At 61.4% G+C, this 16,744-nt stretch carries 19 protein-coding genes; 9 read left to right on the top strand and 10 right to left on the bottom strand.

Translation table 11 applies throughout. From position 1 onward, the window contains the following. Nucleotides 1-65: 65 nt before the first annotated feature. Nucleotides 66-3,557, bottom strand: a complete 3,492-nt coding sequence (locus YH63_RS15700) for an indolepyruvate ferredoxin oxidoreductase family protein (protein ID WP_046826790.1) — start codon at nt 3,555-3,557, stop codon at nt 66-68. A gap of 374 nt (nt 3,558-3,931) precedes the next feature. Here YH63_RS15700 and YH63_RS15695 point away from each other — a divergent pair, with 374 nt between their 5' ends. Both YH63_RS15695 and YH63_RS15690 read left to right on the top strand, forming a co-directional pair. Further along, nucleotides 3,932-4,171 (top strand): hypothetical protein, encoded by a 240-nt coding sequence (locus YH63_RS15695; RefSeq protein ID WP_046826792.1) that lies wholly within the window; start codon nt 3,932-3,934, stop codon nt 4,169-4,171. A gap of 110 nt (nt 4,172-4,281) precedes the next feature. Beyond that, the gene (locus tag YH63_RS15690; protein ID WP_046826793.1) at nt 4,282-4,695 is read left to right on the top strand and encodes a hypothetical protein; all 414 of its coding nucleotides are present in this window, start codon (nt 4,282-4,284) and stop codon (nt 4,693-4,695) included. A gap of 71 nt (nt 4,696-4,766) precedes the next feature. Here YH63_RS15690 and YH63_RS15685 read toward each other — a convergent pair whose 3' ends face one another. Further along, nucleotides 4,767-5,603, bottom strand: coding sequence for an isocitrate lyase/PEP mutase family protein (locus tag YH63_RS15685; protein WP_046826794.1), 837 nt, complete (start codon nt 5,601-5,603; stop codon nt 4,767-4,769). A gap of 94 nt (nt 5,604-5,697) precedes the next feature. Continuing rightward, a complete protein-coding gene (locus tag YH63_RS15680; RefSeq protein WP_046826795.1) occupies nt 5,698-6,006 on the bottom strand; it encodes an NIPSNAP family protein in 309 nt (102 codons plus the stop codon). A 71-nt stretch (nt 6,007-6,077) separates the two neighbouring features. Between YH63_RS15680 and YH63_RS15675 the strand changes: the two genes are divergently transcribed. The 3 genes from YH63_RS15675 to YH63_RS15665 all read left to right on the top strand — a co-directional run bounded on the left by YH63_RS15675 (nt 6,078) and on the right by YH63_RS15665 (nt 8,012). Further along, the gene (locus tag YH63_RS15675) at nt 6,078-6,767 is read left to right on the top strand and encodes an ArsR/SmtB family transcription factor (protein WP_046826796.1); all 690 of its coding nucleotides are present in this window, start codon (nt 6,078-6,080) and stop codon (nt 6,765-6,767) included. A gap of 96 nt (nt 6,768-6,863) precedes the next feature. Further along, complete coding sequence (locus tag YH63_RS15670; RefSeq protein ID WP_046826797.1) at nt 6,864-7,730, top strand: hypothetical protein; 867 nt, start codon at nt 6,864-6,866, stop codon at nt 7,728-7,730. 18 nt (nt 7,731-7,748) lie between these two features. Next, nucleotides 7,749-8,012 carry a GCG_CRPN prefix-to-repeats domain-containing protein gene (locus YH63_RS15665; protein ID WP_046826798.1) on the top strand — a complete coding sequence of 88 codons (264 nt, stop codon included), beginning with the start codon at nt 7,749-7,751 and terminating at the stop codon, nt 8,010-8,012. Between the two features lie 72 nt (nt 8,013-8,084). On the opposite strand, the gene YH63_RS15660 is transcribed toward YH63_RS15665, so the two are convergent. Then, the gene (locus tag YH63_RS15660; protein WP_137325214.1) at nt 8,085-8,381 is read right to left on the bottom strand and encodes a twin-arginine translocation (Tat); all 297 of its coding nucleotides are present in this window, start codon (nt 8,379-8,381) and stop codon (nt 8,085-8,087) included. Between the two features lie 164 nt (nt 8,382-8,545). Then, nucleotides 8,546-8,899: a twin-arginine translocation signal domain-containing protein gene (locus YH63_RS15655; protein ID WP_046826799.1), complete on the bottom strand. Its 354-nt coding sequence runs from the start codon at nt 8,897-8,899 to the stop codon at nt 8,546-8,548. A 289-nt stretch (nt 8,900-9,188) separates the two neighbouring features. On the opposite strand from YH63_RS15655, the gene YH63_RS15650 reads away from it, so the two are divergent. The 3 genes from YH63_RS15650 to YH63_RS21840 all read left to right on the top strand — a co-directional run bounded on the left by YH63_RS15650 (nt 9,189) and on the right by YH63_RS21840 (nt 11,971). Then, nucleotides 9,189-9,446 carry a GCG_CRPN prefix-to-repeats domain-containing protein gene (locus tag YH63_RS15650; protein ID WP_046826800.1) on the top strand — a complete coding sequence of 86 codons (258 nt, stop codon included), beginning with the start codon at nt 9,189-9,191 and terminating at the stop codon, nt 9,444-9,446. Nucleotides 9,447-10,173: 727 nt separating this feature from the next. Next, on the top strand, nt 10,174-10,785 hold the full coding sequence (locus YH63_RS15645; RefSeq protein WP_349642970.1) for a hypothetical protein: 612 nt from the start codon (nt 10,174-10,176) through the stop codon (nt 10,783-10,785). A 394-nt stretch (nt 10,786-11,179) separates the two neighbouring features. Beyond that, on the top strand, nt 11,180-11,971 hold the full coding sequence (locus YH63_RS21840) for a VOC family protein (RefSeq protein WP_246658066.1): 792 nt from the start codon (nt 11,180-11,182) through the stop codon (nt 11,969-11,971). 32 nt (nt 11,972-12,003) lie between these two features. On the opposite strand, the gene YH63_RS15630 is transcribed toward YH63_RS21840, so the two are convergent. The 4 genes from YH63_RS15630 to YH63_RS15615 all read right to left on the bottom strand — a co-directional run bounded on the left by YH63_RS15630 (nt 12,004) and on the right by YH63_RS15615 (nt 15,308). Beyond that, complete coding sequence (locus YH63_RS15630; RefSeq protein WP_046826801.1) at nt 12,004-12,639, bottom strand: trimeric intracellular cation channel family protein; 636 nt, start codon at nt 12,637-12,639, stop codon at nt 12,004-12,006. Between the two features lie 388 nt (nt 12,640-13,027). Further along, a complete protein-coding gene (locus tag YH63_RS15625; protein WP_046826802.1) occupies nt 13,028-13,339 on the bottom strand; it encodes a hypothetical protein in 312 nt (103 codons plus the stop codon). A gap of 8 nt (nt 13,340-13,347) precedes the next feature. Then, entirely contained in the window at nt 13,348-13,665 is a 318-nt protein-coding gene (locus YH63_RS15620) for a hypothetical protein (RefSeq protein WP_046826803.1), read from the bottom strand. Between the two features lie 110 nt (nt 13,666-13,775). Further along, nucleotides 13,776-15,308 carry an acyl-CoA carboxylase subunit beta gene (locus YH63_RS15615; protein ID WP_046826804.1) on the bottom strand — a complete coding sequence of 511 codons (1,533 nt, stop codon included), beginning with the start codon at nt 15,306-15,308 and terminating at the stop codon, nt 13,776-13,778. Between the two features lie 331 nt (nt 15,309-15,639). On the opposite strand from YH63_RS15615, the gene YH63_RS15610 reads away from it, so the two are divergent. Continuing rightward, entirely contained in the window at nt 15,640-16,050 is a 411-nt protein-coding gene (locus YH63_RS15610) for a DUF4260 domain-containing protein (protein ID WP_046826805.1), read from the top strand. 221 nt (nt 16,051-16,271) lie between these two features. On the opposite strand, the gene YH63_RS15605 is transcribed toward YH63_RS15610, so the two are convergent. Further along, nucleotides 16,272-16,673 carry a nuclear transport factor 2 family protein gene (locus YH63_RS15605; protein ID WP_046826806.1) on the bottom strand — a complete coding sequence of 134 codons (402 nt, stop codon included), beginning with the start codon at nt 16,671-16,673 and terminating at the stop codon, nt 16,272-16,274. Nucleotides 16,674-16,744: the final 71 nt, after the last annotated feature.

Genomic DNA, 16,744 nt, shown 5'->3' with positions numbered 1-16,744 from the left:
CCCGCTTATGCAGGCTTGGCAAGCATCTTGAATTCCGCAGGGCGAACAAACGCGTTTGCTGCGTTCTATTCCGCTGCGATCTGCGGCACGATCATCGGCGGCGGATTGACAAGGTCCTTGGCAAGCCGTTCGTATCGCGCCTTCGCTTTTGCGACCGAGGCTTCCTTCACCGGGCCATAACCGCGGATCTGGTCGGGCAGCGACAGCAACTCGACCGCGATATCGTGGGTCTTCGGCGAAAGCAGCTTCACTGCCGTCACCACGTCCTGCTCGTATCCCTTGATCAGATTTCGTTCGAGCTTGCGGTCCTCGCCGTAGCTGAACGGATCGAACGCTGTGCCGCGCAGGAAGCGGAATTTCGCCATCGTCCGGAATACCGGCAACATCCATGCGCCGAACTCGCGCTTGCGCGGACGGCCCAATGCATCGACACCACTGTGCAGGATCGGCGGCGCGAGGTTGAAGCTGATCTTGAAATTGCCCTCGAACTGCTTGCCGAGATTTTCCGCGAACTTTCCATCGGTATAAAGCCGCGCAACCTCGTACTCATCCTTGTAGGCGAGCAGCTTGGCGTAGTTGATCGCGACCGCGCGCGGCAATGCCTCGCCGTAGCCGCCATCGAATGCAACCTTCCGCACCTGGTCGACAAGGCTGCGGTAGCGCGCCGCGTAGGCAGCATTCTGATAATCGGTCAACAGTTGCGTGCGGTGCGCGATGACTTCGTCGAGCGACATCTGATCGAGTGTCTTCGGCGCCTCGGGTTCGTCACCCTTCATCATGGCCGCAAGCCGCGCGGGATCATGCGCAGCGAGGCGGCCCAGACGGAACGCCTGCGTATTCATCTTGATCGAAACGGCATTCAGCTCGATCGCCTGCTCGATGGCTTCTGCCCCGACCGGCAACAGGCCCTTCTGATAGGCGTAGCCCATCATCATCATGTTGGTCGCGATCGAGTCACCCAGCAGCGCTTCGGCCGGCTTGGTGAAATCGAGGAACGCGGAGTCCTTGCGCAGCGCATTTTCCAGCACCCGGTTGACCTTGCCGCGCTGGAAATCGAAATCGCGGTTCTGGATGAAATCTGCAATCGGAATGAGATGTGTGTTGATGACACCGTAGGTACGCGACGACTCGGCCAGCGTAATCGTCTCCTTGGCGACGGCGACCACTTCATCGGCCGCAATCAGCAAGTCTGCAGTCCCGGTGACGATTCGCGAGCAGGTCACGTCCGCGGTGTTCTTCGACAACCGCACATGGCTCAGCACCGCGCCGCCCTTCTGCGCAAGCCCCGACATGTCGAGGATCATGCTTGCCTTGCCTTCGATATGAGCAGCCATCCCGAGCAGCGCACCGATGGTCAGCACGCCGGTGCCGCCCACGCCGCCAACGGCAATGTTGTACGGCCTGTCGAGCGACGGAACGCTGGATGGCGCAGGCAGTTCGCCGAAATCATCAAGGGCGACCGGCGCACGCTTACGCAACGTGGCGCCCTCAACAGTGACGAAGGACGGGCAGAAGCCCTTCACGCAGGAATAATCCTTGTTGCAACTCGACTGGTTGATGGTGCGCTTGCGCCCCAGTTCGGTCTCCAGGGGTTCGACCGAGATGCAGTTCGACTGCACCGAGCAATCGCCGCAGCCTTCGCAGACCGACGAATTGATGAAAATGCGCTTTGACGGATCTTCCATCAGGCCACGCTTGCGGCGGCGGCGTTTCTCGGCCGCGCAGGTCTGCACGAAGACGATGGCCGAGCAGCCCGGCACTTCGCGCAGCGTGCGCTGGACTTGATCGAGCTGGTCGCGGTGCGCGACCTTGGTGCCCGGCGCAATGTCGGATGCCGGATAGGCTTCAGGATTCTCCGACACGAGGTAGATGTCGCGGATGCCCTCGCTGTGAAGCTGGAACGTCACCTGCTGCGGTGAGAGTTCGCCGTCGACATGCTGACCGCCGGTCATCGCCGTCGCGTCGTTGTAGAGAATTTTGTAGGTGATGTTCGCCTTGGACGCGACCGCCTGCCGGATCGCGAGGCTGCCCGAGTGGAAGTACGTGCCGTCGCCAAGGTTGACGAAGACGTGCTTCTCGTTGGTGAATGGCGCGATACCGACCCACGGCACGCCCTCGCCGCCCATGTGCGTGAAGGTCTCGGTGTTGCGGTCCATCCACAGCGCCATGAAGTGACAGCCGATGCCGGCCATCGCGCGGCTGCCTTCCGGCACCTTGGTCGATGAATTGTGCGGACAGCCCGAACAGAAATACGGCGTGCGGGTCACCGGCGCGATGGCCTGCACCTGTGTCGCCTGCCGGCCGTTGAACCAGTCGGCCTTGGCACGCAGCATCGCCACGATTTCAGGATTGAGGTCGAGCTGCAGCAACCGCTCAGTCAGCGAACTTGCCAGCGACGCGACGCTGAGTTCTTCGGCGAACGGCAGGAAGCGCTTGTCGTGATGGTCCATCTTGCCGATGATGCGCGGACGCACATCGTCGCGCCAATTGAACAACTCCTGCTTGACCTGGTTCTCGACAATTTCGCGGCGCTCTTCGACGATGAGAATTTCCTCAAGGCCGACGGCGAATTCGCGCACGCCCTGCGGCTCCAGCGGCCACGGCATGCCGATCTTGTAAAGACGCAGGCCGATCTTGGCGGCGACCTCCGGCGTGATGCCGAGTTCGCGTAGCGCCTGCCGGATGTCTTCGTAGCTCTTGCCGGACGCCATGATGCCGAACCGGGCGTTCGGCGAATCCATCGTGACGCGATTAATCTTGTTGGCACGCGCAAAGGCGACGGCAGCGAAGCCTTTATAATCCTGCAGGCGCTTATCCTGCGCGTAGCGGTCGTCCGGCCAGCGGAGATTGAGACCGCCCGGCGGCATCTCGAAGTCGGTCGGAATGATGAAAGGGGTCATCTCGTCGGTGAGATCGATCTCCGCAGTGGTCTCCACCGTCTCGGTGATGACCTTCATGCCGACCCAGCAGCCGGAGTAGCGAGACATCGCGATGCCGAGCAGGCCCATCTCGATCATCTCATGGATGCTCGACGGGTAGAGATACGGCATCAACGCAGATATGAAGGCGTGGTCCGACTGATGCGGCACAGTCGAGGACTTGGCGCCGTGGTCGTCGCCTGCCAGACAGAGTACGCCGCCATTCTTGGCCGAACCTGCCGCATTGCCGTGGCGGAACACGTCGCCGCAGCGGTCGACGCCGGGGCCCTTGCCGTACCAGATGCCAGTGATGCCATCGAATTTCGCGCCCGGCGACAGATTGAGCTGCTGCGAACCCCAGATCGCGGTGGCCGCGAGGTCTTCGTTGACGCCCGGCTGAAATTTCACATCGTATTGCGCAAGATGTTTGCGCGCGGCGTGAAGTTGCTGGTCGTAGCCGCCGAGCGGTGATCCGCGATAGCCGGTAACGAACCCTGCGGTATTCAGACCCGCAGCCCGATCGCGCCTGACCTGCGCCATCGGCAGCCTGACCAAAGCCTGAATGCCGGTCAGAAAAACGTGCCCCGATGCCTGCGTATACTTCTGATCGAGACTGATCGGCCCTTGATTGATTCCCATAATTCGACTGCCTCTTTGCCGGGCTCTTGTTTGCAACGTCACGAGTCTACTTAGAACCAGTCTATGTCGCTTTTTGTTTTCAGCACATCATAAATCGCAATCATCAGACCTTTGTTTCCAAACGCAATTTTCGGTTCGCTTTTCAGCCCAACCCGACCTGTTGTGTCGCTTTTATGCCTGACGTCGAAAGGAGATTGCGGGTCGTTTACCGCTTCCTGGAGCAAGGCCGTTCGCTGCAGTGCGATTACCTGTCGCAACGCTGCCCTGCCCCCGATGCAAGGCTCCGCCGGAACGGTCCCAGAGGGTGAGCCGTTGACCTCTGCCAACGCAAACCCGGTCTCAACGGGTTGCGACACAAGCGGAGGATTTGAATCATGGCCCTGATGTCAGGAAACGATTGGTCGTCGGACGGTAAAAAAGGCGGCTACGACGAACAGATCCAGACAAGCGAAGAATTCGAGTATCAGCAGGGCAAACCCATCAAGGCCCTTATCGGCATCGCACTGCTTGTGGTTCTCGCACTTGTCCTCTCGCGCATGAATCCAGCCCCGCATGAAACAGCCAGCACCCCTGCAATCACGACGGGGCAGACGACGGGTTCGGCTAACCGGTGAGGCCTGACCTGAAAAGTTCCCAAAATCCGCAACGAATGACCGCCGGAGGTACGGAACGTCTCCGGCATCCGGCAATTGTCTCTGAGATGCAACGACTGGAGGACTGATTCATGGCAATCGAGCGCAACCCTAACGATCCATATAGCGCAGCTCCGACCAACGATGAATTGCTTCGCCGACGGGCGGAACAGTTCGATAACGAACTTCAGGCGGATCCAGAACTGGCCGAAGGTCCGGCCAGCGGAGGACGTATCGCGGTGTTCGCGATCGCGCTTGTGGCAATTCTCGGCGTGGTGTTCTACGGGCTGAACACGTCCAGCACATCGCCCGATGCAACGCCGACCGCGCAAACGACACCGGCTTCGCCGTCGACAAGCGGCACAGCACAGGCGCCTCGCGCTCCGGCTGGCCAGACCACCGGCTCGGCAATGCGCCCTGCACAGCCGACCTCTCCGCCAACAGCTAACCCCGCTCCGGCAGTTCCGCAGAACAACAGCGCTCCGGCGGATTCGTCGAATAAATAACGGCAACGAACCAGAACATCAGAGCGGGCATCCAACGGGTGCCCGCTCTTTTTTAGGTCATTGACCGTCTGCTATTTCCGCTCCTTGGCGGCTTTCGCAAAGAAGCCATTGATCTCCCCGTGCGGCACAGCCTGCGCCATTCCGGCGAACGATCCACTTTCGGCAATTTCACGCGCAGCCTTCAGGAATGCGCCCCACGCCGTGCGTGCGAGAGCGCCACCAACACTGATGCGTCTCACCCCGAGATCGGCGAGTTCTGCCTGCGTCATACCGGGGCCACCCCACAAGACGTTGATCGGTTTCGGCGCCAGTTCTTTCACAACCGCCGCGATCTGCTCCTTGGTCCTGATGCCCGGTGCATACAGGCAATCCGCGCCGGCCTCGGCGTAGGCGATTAGCCGTGCGATGGTCGCCTTGAGATCGGGTTGACCGATGAGAAAACTCTCACACCGCCCCACCAGCACGACATCGCCGCCCGCCGCATCAATCGCGGAACGGGCCGCACGCATGCGCTCCACCGCAAGGGTCATCTCATAGAGCGGGGCCGACGCATCGCCGGTCGAGTCCTCGATCGACAGTCCGGCCACGCCGGTCGCAACGCCACGCGCCACGTTGGCTGCCACACCCGCCGGATCATGCGCAAAACCCGCCTCGAAATCGGCATTCACCGGCAGATCGGTGGCATCGTTCAGCGTTTTCAGATGCGCCAGGACGTCGTCGCACGTCACCTTGTTGTCGGGATGCCCGATCGACCAAGCAAAACCCGAACTGGTTGAGGCGAGCGCCTTGAATCCCATTCCCTGCAAAAGTTGGGCGCTGCCCACGTCCCATGGGTTGGGCAGCACGAAGCATCCGCTCTCGTGTAGTTTTCTGAAATCCGCGCGCTTCTGGGCTATTGAAACCGGCATTCCCTGTCCTCCCGGCGATATGTTTCGATGTCTTTGGCGCCGCGGCCGACGATGCCGCTGATGCCATGTGGAATCAATTGGCATGACGTGAGTGTCAGCCCTGCACCTGCCGCAGAAAGGTTCGCTCCTCCGAGAGGATAAACCGGTGCTCCTGCGCGAAATTGAAGTTTGAAACACCCTCACCGTCTGACTTCAACCGTGCACGGTAGGATTCATACTCCGCCAGACTCGGAAACGAGATCAGCCCGAACGCGATGTTGTCGGTACCCTCGTGCGGCATCCAGTAGCCGAGCAGATCACCTCCGCATTTCGGAATGATAGTAAGCCATCGCTGCGCATAGGCTTCAAACAAATGTCGTTTGAACGGATCGAGCTGGTAGCGAATAAAAACGGTAATGGTCATGCGATGCTCCCATTGTCGGAGGCAGAGCCTAGACCGTTGCCTGCTCTCAACGCTTCGACTAGGATCGAAGTATGAAAGCCGGACCGGACATGGCCATGATCGCCTCGCTAGTCGGCGATCCCGCGCGCTCCAACATGCTGACCGCACTGATGAGCGGACGCGCCCTCACCGCAACCGAACTCGCGCAGGAAGCCGGTATCACTCCGCAGACCACGAGTTCGCATCTCGCCAAGCTTGAGGCCGGACATCTCGTCGTCCCCGAGAAGCAGGGCCGCCACCGCTATTTCCGGCTCTCCGGGCCGGACGTAGCCGCTGTGCTGGAAGGACTGATGGGGCTCGCCGCCCGCGCCGGCCACCTGCGTGTCCGCACCGGACCTGCCGACCCCGGGCTGCGGCGCGCCCGCGTCTGCTACGATCACCTTGCCGGCGATCTGGGCGTCCGGATGCTCGATTCCATGACGGAGAAGAAGCTCCTGCGCACGCAGAAGGACAACGTCGCGCTCACGCCCCAGGGTGAGCGGTTCGTCGCTGATTTCGGCATCGACCTGCCGGCCCTCGGCGGATCGCGCCGTCCGCTGTGCAAGACCTGTCTCGACTGGAGTGTGCGGCGCAGCCATCTCGCGGGATCGCTCGGCGCGGCGATCTTGTCGCGATTCTACGAGTTGAACTGGGCCAAGCGCGAAAAAGGCAGCCGCGTCGTGACGTTTTCGCCGAAAGGTACCGCGCGCTTTAACGCATTGTTCGGCGCGCCGGGCGATTAATGCAACAATCCGCAGTTGACAGCGCCGAGCAAAAATTGGCGTAATTCGCTGCGCTTTTCGCGCTTTTGATGTCCCGATTTTCTGACAGGGTGTTCCATGTTTCGCAGTGGGTTAGTCGCATTTGTCGCGCTTTTTTCGGTCACGGCTCCGGCCACCGGCTGGGCTTACGAAATCAGGCCCAAGTCACCCGAAACAGCATTTTCCGCGAAGCTGCAGCCTGACATTGTCGGCCTGTCGAGCAACATCGAAGGCAGCAAGGCCGCGCCGATCTTCGAGGCCTACCTGAAAGATCTGCCGGGCGTGAAGCCGGAAACCGCGCAGCAGAAGTTCGGCGGCACCAACGTGACTTATGTCACCGCGATGAAGTTTACCCTCGCCCCGACCAGCACCCATCCTGGTGAATCGATGCTGGCGGTTTTCTCCTCGCCCGCGAGCGCCAACCGCGCCTATTACATCTCGCGCCTGCTCGGCTTTTCTGCCGACAAGCAGCCATCGAAGGCCGAGATGATCGAGCGCGTGACCACGAAGTATGGTGCGCCCACGGCGATCGGCGACGGCCGCATGTACTATTTCTACAAGGGCGGCAAGCTGATGTCGGTCAAGCAGAAGTATACCCCTGCCACCGCGCTCGAAGCGCTCAACGGGCCGATTAATCCGAAGGTCGCTGTCGCGCTCAATGATGCTAACGGACGCGGTAGCTGCGTCGCGGAACTAAAACGTGCGCAAGCGCTGGAGAAGACGCTCGACAAGCTTGTCATTGAGGCCAAGGCTGCCAATTGCGACGCGCTCGTCTCAGTCGAGATCTCGCCGGGCATCACGCCGAACCGGGTCAGCAAGACTGAGTTCACGCTGATTGACTTCAAGCAAATCATCAGCTCGGCGAAGATCGACGCGGACGCTTTCGCTGCCGAGAAGAACGAAGCCCTGAACAAGACCCCGCTCGGCAACGCGCCGAAGCTCTGATCGCTGAGAGAGACGACGATGAAGGCGTTTTGTGCGGCAGTCGTCCTCGCAGGTGCGATGCTCGGCGCGGGAGCCGCGCAGGCCATGCCGATCGCCTCGCTGGCCGCCGCCGCGCGCGGCGATGTGGTGGCGGTGAAGGACGGATGCGGCGTCGGATTTCATCGCCTCTCAAGCGGAGTCTGCCGCCCGCAGCCGGAAGGACCGAGACTGATGCGGCTGTTCGCCCGCAAATGTCAGGTCGGATACCGGCGCAACCTCGCCGGCAAGTGCCGGCGCGAGTAAGCACAAAAAACTATACCCGTAAAACAAAACCCCGGCTCGATCGCAGCCGGGGTTTGTTCGTTCAGCCGCCGCTTACCAGCGGCGGTAATGCCGACGGTAGTGGCGGCGGTGATGCCGGTGATAGCGGCGATGATGGCGGCGGTGATGGCGATGGCGCCAATGCACCTGCTCAAGTTCGGCACCCGCAAGATCGTCCTGATCCGCAACCGCGGGCTTGGCCGTCACGTCAGGCTCCGGCTTCGGGCCGTTCATCAAATCATGATGCGGGGACAGCATCGGCGCAGCACTCGCCGCTGATGCCGCGGCGACAATTGCACCTGCGCCGGCGGCGAAGCCGAACGCAAACTTCAGAAAATCACGACGTTCCATCAATTCTTCTCCTTGTGAAGCGAACGTTTCACGGCACGACTGTCCCGCAAGATCAACGAACGCGGTGTGAAACCAAATTGTTCCGTTTCCTGCATGCGACCCGTTGCCTCTCTACGCACGAATGACAGCGCGATCATTCCCTCAACAAATGATGCGGTAGCTCATCACCAGTAACGGCGACGCCAATACCGACGACGATAGTAGCGGCGGCGGCGACGCCATCCCCAGTACCTGCGGCGGCGCCAGTACCTTCGGCGGCGAAAGCCCCAGTAGCGGCGGCGGCGCCATCCCCAGCGACGACGGCCCCAGCCGCGGCGGCGTCCCCACCGGACCTGCTCGACCTGTGCCTCGTTCAGATCGTCGTCGTTGGCGACGGCGTTCTGCGGAAGTTGATCCGGCTCGAGCGGTTTGTCGGTGAGCACTTGCGGCGCAAGCGGCGCGGCGCGCGCGGCGGTAACAGTTGCCGCACCGGCGGCGGCGACACCAAACGCGAACTTGAGAAAACCGCGGCGATCCATGATGCGTCCTCCGATGTTCTGTTCGCATCAAGAATTCCGCAGCGCGCATGAATGGAAACTGAACCGACGGGATTCCGGATTCGTCTCCGTGGCCAAGCTGCTTTCCTCTGCAGCCAATGCGGCCACTGACCTGCGTCGGCGATCACAATCGGTTCATCTTGTGTCAATCTTCGGAAGAATAATGTCCCGCGCCGGCCGATGCCGGCGATCTGATTCCGGCTTCCTGGCCGGCCCCGGCCGGGCCGTCGCAACATAAATTTGCAACATGATGATCCGAGGAAAGACACCCATGAAAACGTTGTTCGCAGCAGCACTTCTCGCAGCCTCCGCGGCCGGTTTCAGCGCCGCCAACGCCATGCCTGCAGCTCCCGCGCCCGGCATCAGCGCCGATGTCATCCAGGTCGCCGGCGGTTGCGGCCGCGGCTTCCATCGTGGCCCGTATGGCCGCTGTGTCGTCAACCGTGGCCGCGTGGTCGTGGTTCGCCTGCCGGTGGTGCGCAAGTGCCGTTACTGGGGTCCTGGCCGCGTCTGCCGTACCTGGTGGTGAGCGCATAGCCTCACACTGCAAACCCCGCTTCGGCGGGGTTTTTCTTGTCGTCGTCCCCGCGAAGGCGGGGACCCATACTCCCAAAGCCATCATGTTACCGCGATAGCGGGGCAACTCTTTCCTTCGTCATCATAATGTTCGGTGGTTATGGGTCCCCGCCTGCGCGGGGACGACATCTGAAGTGTTGCGTGATCGCGCTTCACGTCTCCCGATTCAAATTTCAAACAGCCATCATCACCCCTGTTGTTGTGACGGCGCGGGGGCGCCCGAAGTCTTACATCGCTTCGCCCAATTGAGGGCGCGCGGAACGCCGGATGCTCGACGCATCCGCAGCCCCGTGTGCAAAGGTAGAAAGCACACGAGTGTCGTCACCACGGTTGCGCCGGACACATCCGGCGTTCCGCACGCAATGGTTGGAACGGCCTGGTTCGCGCTCTCCCCGGTGGACGGCTCTTTCGCCACCGTTCTGGATCGTGAGTGTGTTCCACCGCCACTGGGGCGACAGACCCTCTCGCTCCTTTCGACGTCAGCACCGCGACGCCGGGACCACACGACTTTGGCCGTCCGCTGCTGCGCCGTCGTCGTTCGCGGTGCTTTTCACAGCCGCAAACCGAGCGCCGCACGCGGCCACCGCATCCCGCCCCGCGTATCGTGACGATCGCGAAACGCCCCTCATGACGGGGCGAGACAAAAGGGAATATAATCCTAGTGACGAGATAAGTCAAGCGTGACGGGGAAGGTATCGAAGGAGTATCTTTCGAACCGGCAGCGCCGCGCCTACATCAACGGCGATTTCCTTGACGATTTCCTCGACGATTTCCTTGGCGATGACGGGAACGATTTACTGTTCCGTGAGTGGACAAAGATGGCAGACAGCATCATCGCCCATCGTGCCTACCGTTCCCGCACCAGCAGATGCGCCCATGTGATCGAACGGCTCGGCCTGTCCATGGCGGGCGCGTCATGCGGCCTGTTCGTCGCGGCCCATGTCTCGAGCGCGCGGGTCGAACTCCTGGGTTCCGTGACCATGAGTCTCACCCTGATGGTCCTTGGCGCCATCGGCTTCTATCTCGGCATCGATGTCCCACCGCATCGCACTGGCCGGCTGCCGCAGGCGCGCCTCACCGGCGAAGATATGCAGCCGATGGACCCCGTCGAACTGCTGAGCGCGGCCGGAACATTCCTCGCCGCAACCGCAGCCTTCATTTCGGTCTATTCCATCGTCACCGATTCCGACCCGACGGCGGCGATCACAGTGGCGCTGGCATGCGGCTGGCTACTTGGCGTGACCATGCAGATCGTCGCGGGCACCACGGCGCGCGTCCGGCGCACGGGCTAGCTAACGATCCTGCGGTTCCACAGACTGCTCGCCCTTCCAGATCATTTCCAGCCATTCGAGAAATTTCTTCATGACGCCTCACACGCGCGGCGTGGGATGCCCTCTGCGCAGTTCATCGCGCTGCCTTGCGAGCGCGCTTGCACGCGCTTTCGCGCATTGCGCCTTGTCGCTGCGCATCGGTTCCCTCGGCCCGACCACATTCGTCCGCGATGTCATTGGCTGAGGAACACCGCGACCGTTATCGGGTGGTTGCATCGTCATCGCCAGCTTCACCGGCATTTTCTTGGGATGTGACGCTTTCTTCGGCATGCGGAACAACGCGCAACACGCCGAATGGTTCGGAACGAATCGCAGGCAGCGCACTTAATCCGGCCATGTGACGCAGGAGTCGTCCGTGCCGTGGAATAGCCGTTTCATCAAGCCGATCGTTCCAGCGAAGGGCCGCCCGATCGCCACGAAAGATGCGCTGGATTACATCAGCGCCCTTCCCCCGTCGGAACAATCAGCCATCACGCAGGAGATCGCCGACGCCGTGGAGATGGCCGCGCGGGGCAGCGGCCCGCTGCGCCCGACGGAGGCGTGCATGGTGCGGCTGGTTCACGGTCCTGTCGCAATCGCGGACGAAGCTCCGGCGGAGCAACCCGTGACGGTCAGGCGGGACCGAATCTATTTATCCGGGCGCGAATTGTTTCTCGTCGCTCTTATCGAAATGAGGAGTTTGCTCATGGCTTCCAAGGTCAAACCCGTTCCTGATGGATATCACACCGTCACGCCCTATCTCATTGTCGACGACGCGGAGAACGTCATCGACTTTCTTCAAAAGGCGTTCGACGCCGAACTGTTCAACGAAATGACCAAGCGGCCCGACGACAAGGTGATGCATGCCGCGCTGAAAATCGGAAACTCGATGATCATGATCGCGGACTCCTCGGAGTTCGTGAAGGCCTCGCCGGCCATGCTCTATCTGTACGTGCCTGACGCGGACGCTGCCTACCAGAAGGCCATCAAGGCCGGCGGCACCTCCATCATGGAGCCGTCGAACCAGTTCTACGGTGACCGCTCCGGCGGCGTGAAGGACCCCGCAGGCAACAGCTGGTTTGTCGGCACCCATGTCGAGGACGTCAGCGCAGCCGACCTGAAGAAACGCGCGGAAGAAGAACTGAAGAAGCGCGGCAAGGCGGCGTAAGCCACGCCTCGGCGAGCAACTGGGCCGCACCCTCAGTGCGGCCCTTCGCGCTCATAGATGAACTTCGGCATTTCCCACTTGTAGCGGATCGCCAGCAGGCGGAACGTCAAACCGAACGCCACCGAGCCGATCACCACCGCGACATGCTCGACCCCGAAATGGTTGCCCGCGACATAGAGCGCGCCCGTCACCAGCGACACGCTGGCGTAAAGCTCGCTGCGGAACAGCAGCGGCACCTCGGTGCAAAGAATATCGCGCAGCACGCCCCCGGCGCATCCGGTGATCATCCCCGCAACCACCACGATGGTCAGCGGATGGCCCATGCTCATGGCCACATTGCAGCCGATGATGGTGAAGACCACGAGGCCGATGGCATCGAGCACAAGAAAGAGATAGTGAAAGCGATGCACCACCCGCGCCAGCGCGATGGTGAGCAGCGCCGCGCCGCCGGTCAGCAGCAGCAGTGTGGGATGTTTCACCCAGAGCAGCGGATAATGCCCGAGCAGCATGTCGCGCAACGAGCCGCCGCCAAGTGCGGTCACGCATCCCAGCATCGCGACGCCGAACCAGTCCATCTTGCGCCGCCCGGCCGCGAGCGCCGCCGTCATGGCCTCGGCGACCATGGCGAACAATCCGAAAAAGAAAAGAACCGATTCGGCGGGCTGCATGGGCAAGCCCTAGCACAGTTCCACTGCCGCCGCAGGGTGGGAGATGCGTGCGAGATGGCCTCTGTCTTGTGCTGTCGTTTTCCGGTCATCCCCGCGAAAGCGGGGATCCAGCATGTTCAAAAACAAAGACTGGGTCCCCGCTTTCGCGGGGACGAACGGCTGATAGATGCGAGGCGACGAAGCGGGCGCTATGGCTGTCATGGCCGGGCATAGCCGTTCGAAGAACGGCGTCGCTTCCGCTCGCCTATGTCCCGGCCATCTCGATGAGGTGAGCACTGTGGCCACTCAGTCGGGATCACCGGGACAAGCCCGGTGATGACATTGAGGGTGATTGTTGGTCCATTAAACAAGCGCACTTTTCAGGGACAGCGAAAGACGCCAGCTCGCGTCAACCCGGCCAGCTCTCCGCCTGCACCAGAATGTCCCGCGTGCGCTTCACCTCGGGCCAGTCGCGGTCGAAGTCGCGGATCAGCCGCTTCATCTCCTCGCCGCCTGCGGCCGCATCCAGCGACGCGCGGTCGGGAAATTCGTACATCGCCAGATGCACGGCGGGATCGTTGGCGATCCAGTAGCGCCACGCGCGCTTGGAGCCGAATGACTTCACCGCATCGGGCAGATGCTCGCGCGAATACCACGCATCGAACGCAGCGCGTTTCGATTCATCGGGGACAGTGGCACGGACGACGAGGATGTGGGGCATGGGACCGATCAGTTGAACAGCCGCAAGAAAAGCTGAGCACGAAACTGTGCGTAATCCAATGCTATGTGAAGCAAGGATGGCTTCTGAATTACGAGAAACACCGCGACAAACGCAACTAGTAACAACAAGGCCAAAGGACAGAATCTGCGGTTGCGTTCCAGCCATAGAAACAAGAAGGCTAGGAAGGAAATCAAAATACCAGGCGAAACAAGCATTAGGGTCTTTATCCAAAAACCAACCTTCATATTTGGCGCGCCTAAAAAACTCCCAAGTAGAAAACTAAAAAAGGGCCACGAGCCAATCTCAAGCCCAATGACAACCAGCATCAAGGCGATCGCGCCAATTCTCGCAAAATTCTCCTCCGAACCTACTGCAAATCATCGAGCTAATACTGGAGGTAACCGATGAGAGCTTGGCGCGCTCAAACTTCCAATCCTCACAACGGAATGTTGTCGTGCTTCTTCATCGGCACGTCGACGTGCTTATCCTTTAGCATCGCCAGCGCGCGGGCGATGCGCTTGCGGGTCGAGTGCGGCATGATGACGTCGTCGATATAGCCGCGCTCGGCGGCGACGAACGGCGACAGGAAACGGTCCTCGTATTCCTTGGTGCGCGCGGCGATCTTCTCCGCGTCGCCGATGTCCTGCCGGAAGATGATCTCCACCGCGCCCTTCGCGCCCATCACCGCGATCTGCGCCGTCGGCCAGGCGTAGTTCATGTCCGCGCCGATTTCCTTCGAGGCCATCACGTCGAACGCGCCGCCGTAGGCTTTCCGCGTGATGACGGTCACCAGCGGCACTGTGCACTGGCTGTAGGCGAACAACAGCTTCGCGCCGTGCTTGATCAGCCCGCCGTATTCCTGCGCGGTGCCCGGCAGGAAGCCCGGCACGTCCACGAAGGTGACGATCGGAATATTGAACGCGTCGCAGAAGCGGACGAAGCGCGCGGCCTTGCGTGAGGCGTCAGAGTCGAGCACGCCCGCCAGCACCATCGGCTGGTTGGCGACGAAGCCCACCGTCTTGCCCGCGATACGGCCGAAGCCGGTGACGATGTTCTTGGCGAACGTATCGGCGAGTTCGAAGAAATCCCCCTCGTCCACCACCTTCAGGATCAGTTCCTTGATGTCGTAGGGCTGGTTCGGATTGGCCGGGACCAGCGTATCGAGGGATTCATCGACGCGTTCGATGTCGTCGAAACTCGGCCACTCCGGAACGCCATCGGTGTTGTTGCTCGGCAGGAAGTCGATCAGCCGGCGCATCTGCAGCAGCGTCTCGACGTCGTCCTTGAACGCGCCGTCGGCGATGGATGATTTCGTGGCGTGCACCGACGCGCCGCCGAGTTCTTCCGCCGTCACCACTTCATTCGTGACGGTCTTCACCACGTCGGGACCAGTGACGAACATGTAGCTGGTGTTCTTCACCATGAAGATGAAGTCGGTCATCGCCGGCGAGTAGACGTCGCCGCCCGCGCACGGGCCCATGATGACGCTGATCTGCGGAATGACGCCCGAGGCGATCACGTTGCGGCGGAACACGTAGGAGTAACCCGCCAGCGCCGCGACGCCTTCCTGAATGCGTGCGCCGCCCGCGTCGTACAGCCCGATGATCGGCGCACGCGCCTTCAGCGCCATGTCCTGCAGCTTGGTGATCTTCAGCGCGTGGGTCTCGGACAGCGAGCCGCCGAACACGGTGAAGTCCTTGGCGAACACGAAGGTGGTGCGGCCGTTGACCGTGCCCCAGCCGGTGACGACGCCGTCGCCCGGGATCTTGTTCTTCTCCATGCCGAATTCGACCGAGCGGTGCTCGACGAACATGTCGAATTCCTCGAACGAGCCTTTATCCAGCAGCAGCTCGATGCGCTCGCGGGCGGTCAGCTTGCCGCGCGCGTGCTGCGCCTCGATGCGCTTGTCTCCGCCGCCCTTTTTGGCGCCTGCGCGACGTTGATCGAGTGCTTCGAGGATATGCTTCATGGATTTCGCCCCAGAATCTTGATTGTCAGCGGCGAGCGCCGCCTAGTGGTCCGATTCTAACATTTGCATCCCGTTTGGGCGGGCACTTTTGCAAATGTTAAAATCAAAGGACCACTAGCATTTTTAGGTTTCTAGTGGAGCTTTGGATTTGACATTCGCTGACGCTGCTCGCGGCAAAATCGGGCGAATGTCAAATCCGCTCCACTAGGGTGTGGGCAGCTTTCTAGCACGCGATTTGGGCGGGGGAAAATGGTCCGATCTCCCCGAAAATGACGGGTCCGGGCGGCCTGCGCCGCGTGGTAAAAGCGCCCTTTGCAGGGGATTCGCAGCCATGACCGACACCACCACGACACCGGCAGCCGGCGCGGTTACCGGCGGGGTCCGCACCCTGCTGCGGCTGGAAGGCGCGGCGCTCGCCGTCGCCTGCATGGTGTTCTACAGCTATTTCGAAGGCTCATGGTGGATGTTCGCGATCCTGCTGCTGGCGCCGGACCTGAGCTTTCTGGGATACCTCGCAGGCCCGCGCGCGGGAGCCGCAAGCTACAATGTCACCCACGCCGCCATCCTGCCGATGCTGCTCGGCATGGTCGCCATGATCATACCCTCGGCGCTGGCGATGCACCTGTCGCTGATCTGGTGCGCGCATATCGGGTTCGACCGCGCGCTCGGCTACGGACTGAAATACGACGCCGGATTCACGTTCACGCATCTCGGGCGGATCGGCAGGGATGCGGGCAAGTAGTTGTCATGGCCGGGCATAGCCGTTCGAAGAACGGCGTCGCTTCCGCTCGCCTATGTCCCGGCCATCCACGTTTTTCTGTAGTATCTAAAGCAAGACGTGGATCACCGGGACAAGCCCGGTGATGACGATGGAGAGATCGCGGACAATCGGGAAACGCCCCTCACCCGGCGCTGCGCGCCAACCTCTCCCCGTAAATGGGGAGAGGTGAAGAAAGTCGCGCCTTATGTTTTCGGCGGGCGGCTCTGCACGAAGTAGCTCGACTTGTGCACCACCTTGCCGTCGCGCAGCGTGATGACGTCGACCAGCTCCATAGTCACCGGCTTGCCGTCCGGCGCGGTCGCGGTGAGGATCGATTCCGACACGAAATGATCGTCGCTGCCGTAGAGCGCGACCGGCTCGAACTTGATTCCGGGCAATCCGGAGATGTCCTTGCCGAACTGTTCGGCCACCGCATCCTTGCCCTTGTAGACCTTCGGGCTGCCATGGCGCTGATAGCTGGTGTCGTCGACATGCATCGCCATGATCCCCGGAACGTCGTGCGCATTCCACGCGGCGTTGTAACGGGTGGCGAAGTCTTTCCACGACGAGGCCGGTGCGATTTTCGCGGCTGCTGAAGACGACATGCTTGGCTCCCTGATTTTATGTTCTTGGGCTTGAGCCTAGCCGGTTTCACGCCTGCGCGAAACCGGACAAA

Origin of the sequence: Afipia massiliensis, from assembly GCF_001006325.2 — a bacterium.
GTDB lineage: Bacteria > Pseudomonadota > Alphaproteobacteria > Rhizobiales > Xanthobacteraceae > Afipia > Afipia massiliensis_A.
This window is presented reverse-complemented; position numbering and strand designations above follow the sequence as displayed.

Coding starts and splice junctions, on each gene's coding strand:
- YH63_RS15700 (WP_046826790.1), bottom strand. CDS start 3,557: ATGGGAATCAATCAAGGGCCGATCAGTCTCGATCAGAAGTATACGCAG.
- YH63_RS15695 (WP_046826792.1), top strand. CDS start 3,932: ATGGCCCTGATGTCAGGAAACGATTGGTCGTCGGACGGTAAAAAAGGC.
- YH63_RS15690 (WP_046826793.1), top strand. CDS start 4,282: ATGGCAATCGAGCGCAACCCTAACGATCCATATAGCGCAGCTCCGACC.
- YH63_RS15685 (WP_046826794.1), bottom strand. CDS start 5,603: ATGCCGGTTTCAATAGCCCAGAAGCGCGCGGATTTCAGAAAACTACAC.
- YH63_RS15680 (WP_046826795.1), bottom strand. CDS start 6,006: ATGACCATTACCGTTTTTATTCGCTACCAGCTCGATCCGTTCAAACGA.
- YH63_RS15675 (WP_046826796.1), top strand. CDS start 6,078: ATGAAAGCCGGACCGGACATGGCCATGATCGCCTCGCTAGTCGGCGAT.
- YH63_RS15670 (WP_046826797.1), top strand. CDS start 6,864: ATGTTTCGCAGTGGGTTAGTCGCATTTGTCGCGCTTTTTTCGGTCACG.
- YH63_RS15665 (WP_046826798.1), top strand. CDS start 7,749: ATGAAGGCGTTTTGTGCGGCAGTCGTCCTCGCAGGTGCGATGCTCGGC.
- YH63_RS15660 (WP_137325214.1), bottom strand. CDS start 8,381: ATGGAACGTCGTGATTTTCTGAAGTTTGCGTTCGGCTTCGCCGCCGGC.
- YH63_RS15655 (WP_046826799.1), bottom strand. CDS start 8,899: ATGGATCGCCGCGGTTTTCTCAAGTTCGCGTTTGGTGTCGCCGCCGCC.
- YH63_RS15650 (WP_046826800.1), top strand. CDS start 9,189: ATGAAAACGTTGTTCGCAGCAGCACTTCTCGCAGCCTCCGCGGCCGGT.
- YH63_RS15630 (WP_046826801.1), bottom strand. CDS start 12,639: ATGCAGCCCGCCGAATCGGTTCTTTTCTTTTTCGGATTGTTCGCCATG.
- YH63_RS15625 (WP_046826802.1), bottom strand. CDS start 13,339: ATGCCCCACATCCTCGTCGTCCGTGCCACTGTCCCCGATGAATCGAAA.
- YH63_RS15620 (WP_046826803.1), bottom strand. CDS start 13,665: ATGCTGGTTGTCATTGGGCTTGAGATTGGCTCGTGGCCCTTTTTTAGT.
- YH63_RS15615 (WP_046826804.1), bottom strand. CDS start 15,308: ATGAAGCATATCCTCGAAGCACTCGATCAACGTCGCGCAGGCGCCAAA.
- YH63_RS15610 (WP_046826805.1), top strand. CDS start 15,640: ATGACCGACACCACCACGACACCGGCAGCCGGCGCGGTTACCGGCGGG.
- YH63_RS15605 (WP_046826806.1), bottom strand. CDS start 16,673: ATGTCGTCTTCAGCAGCCGCGAAAATCGCACCGGCCTCGTCGTGGAAA.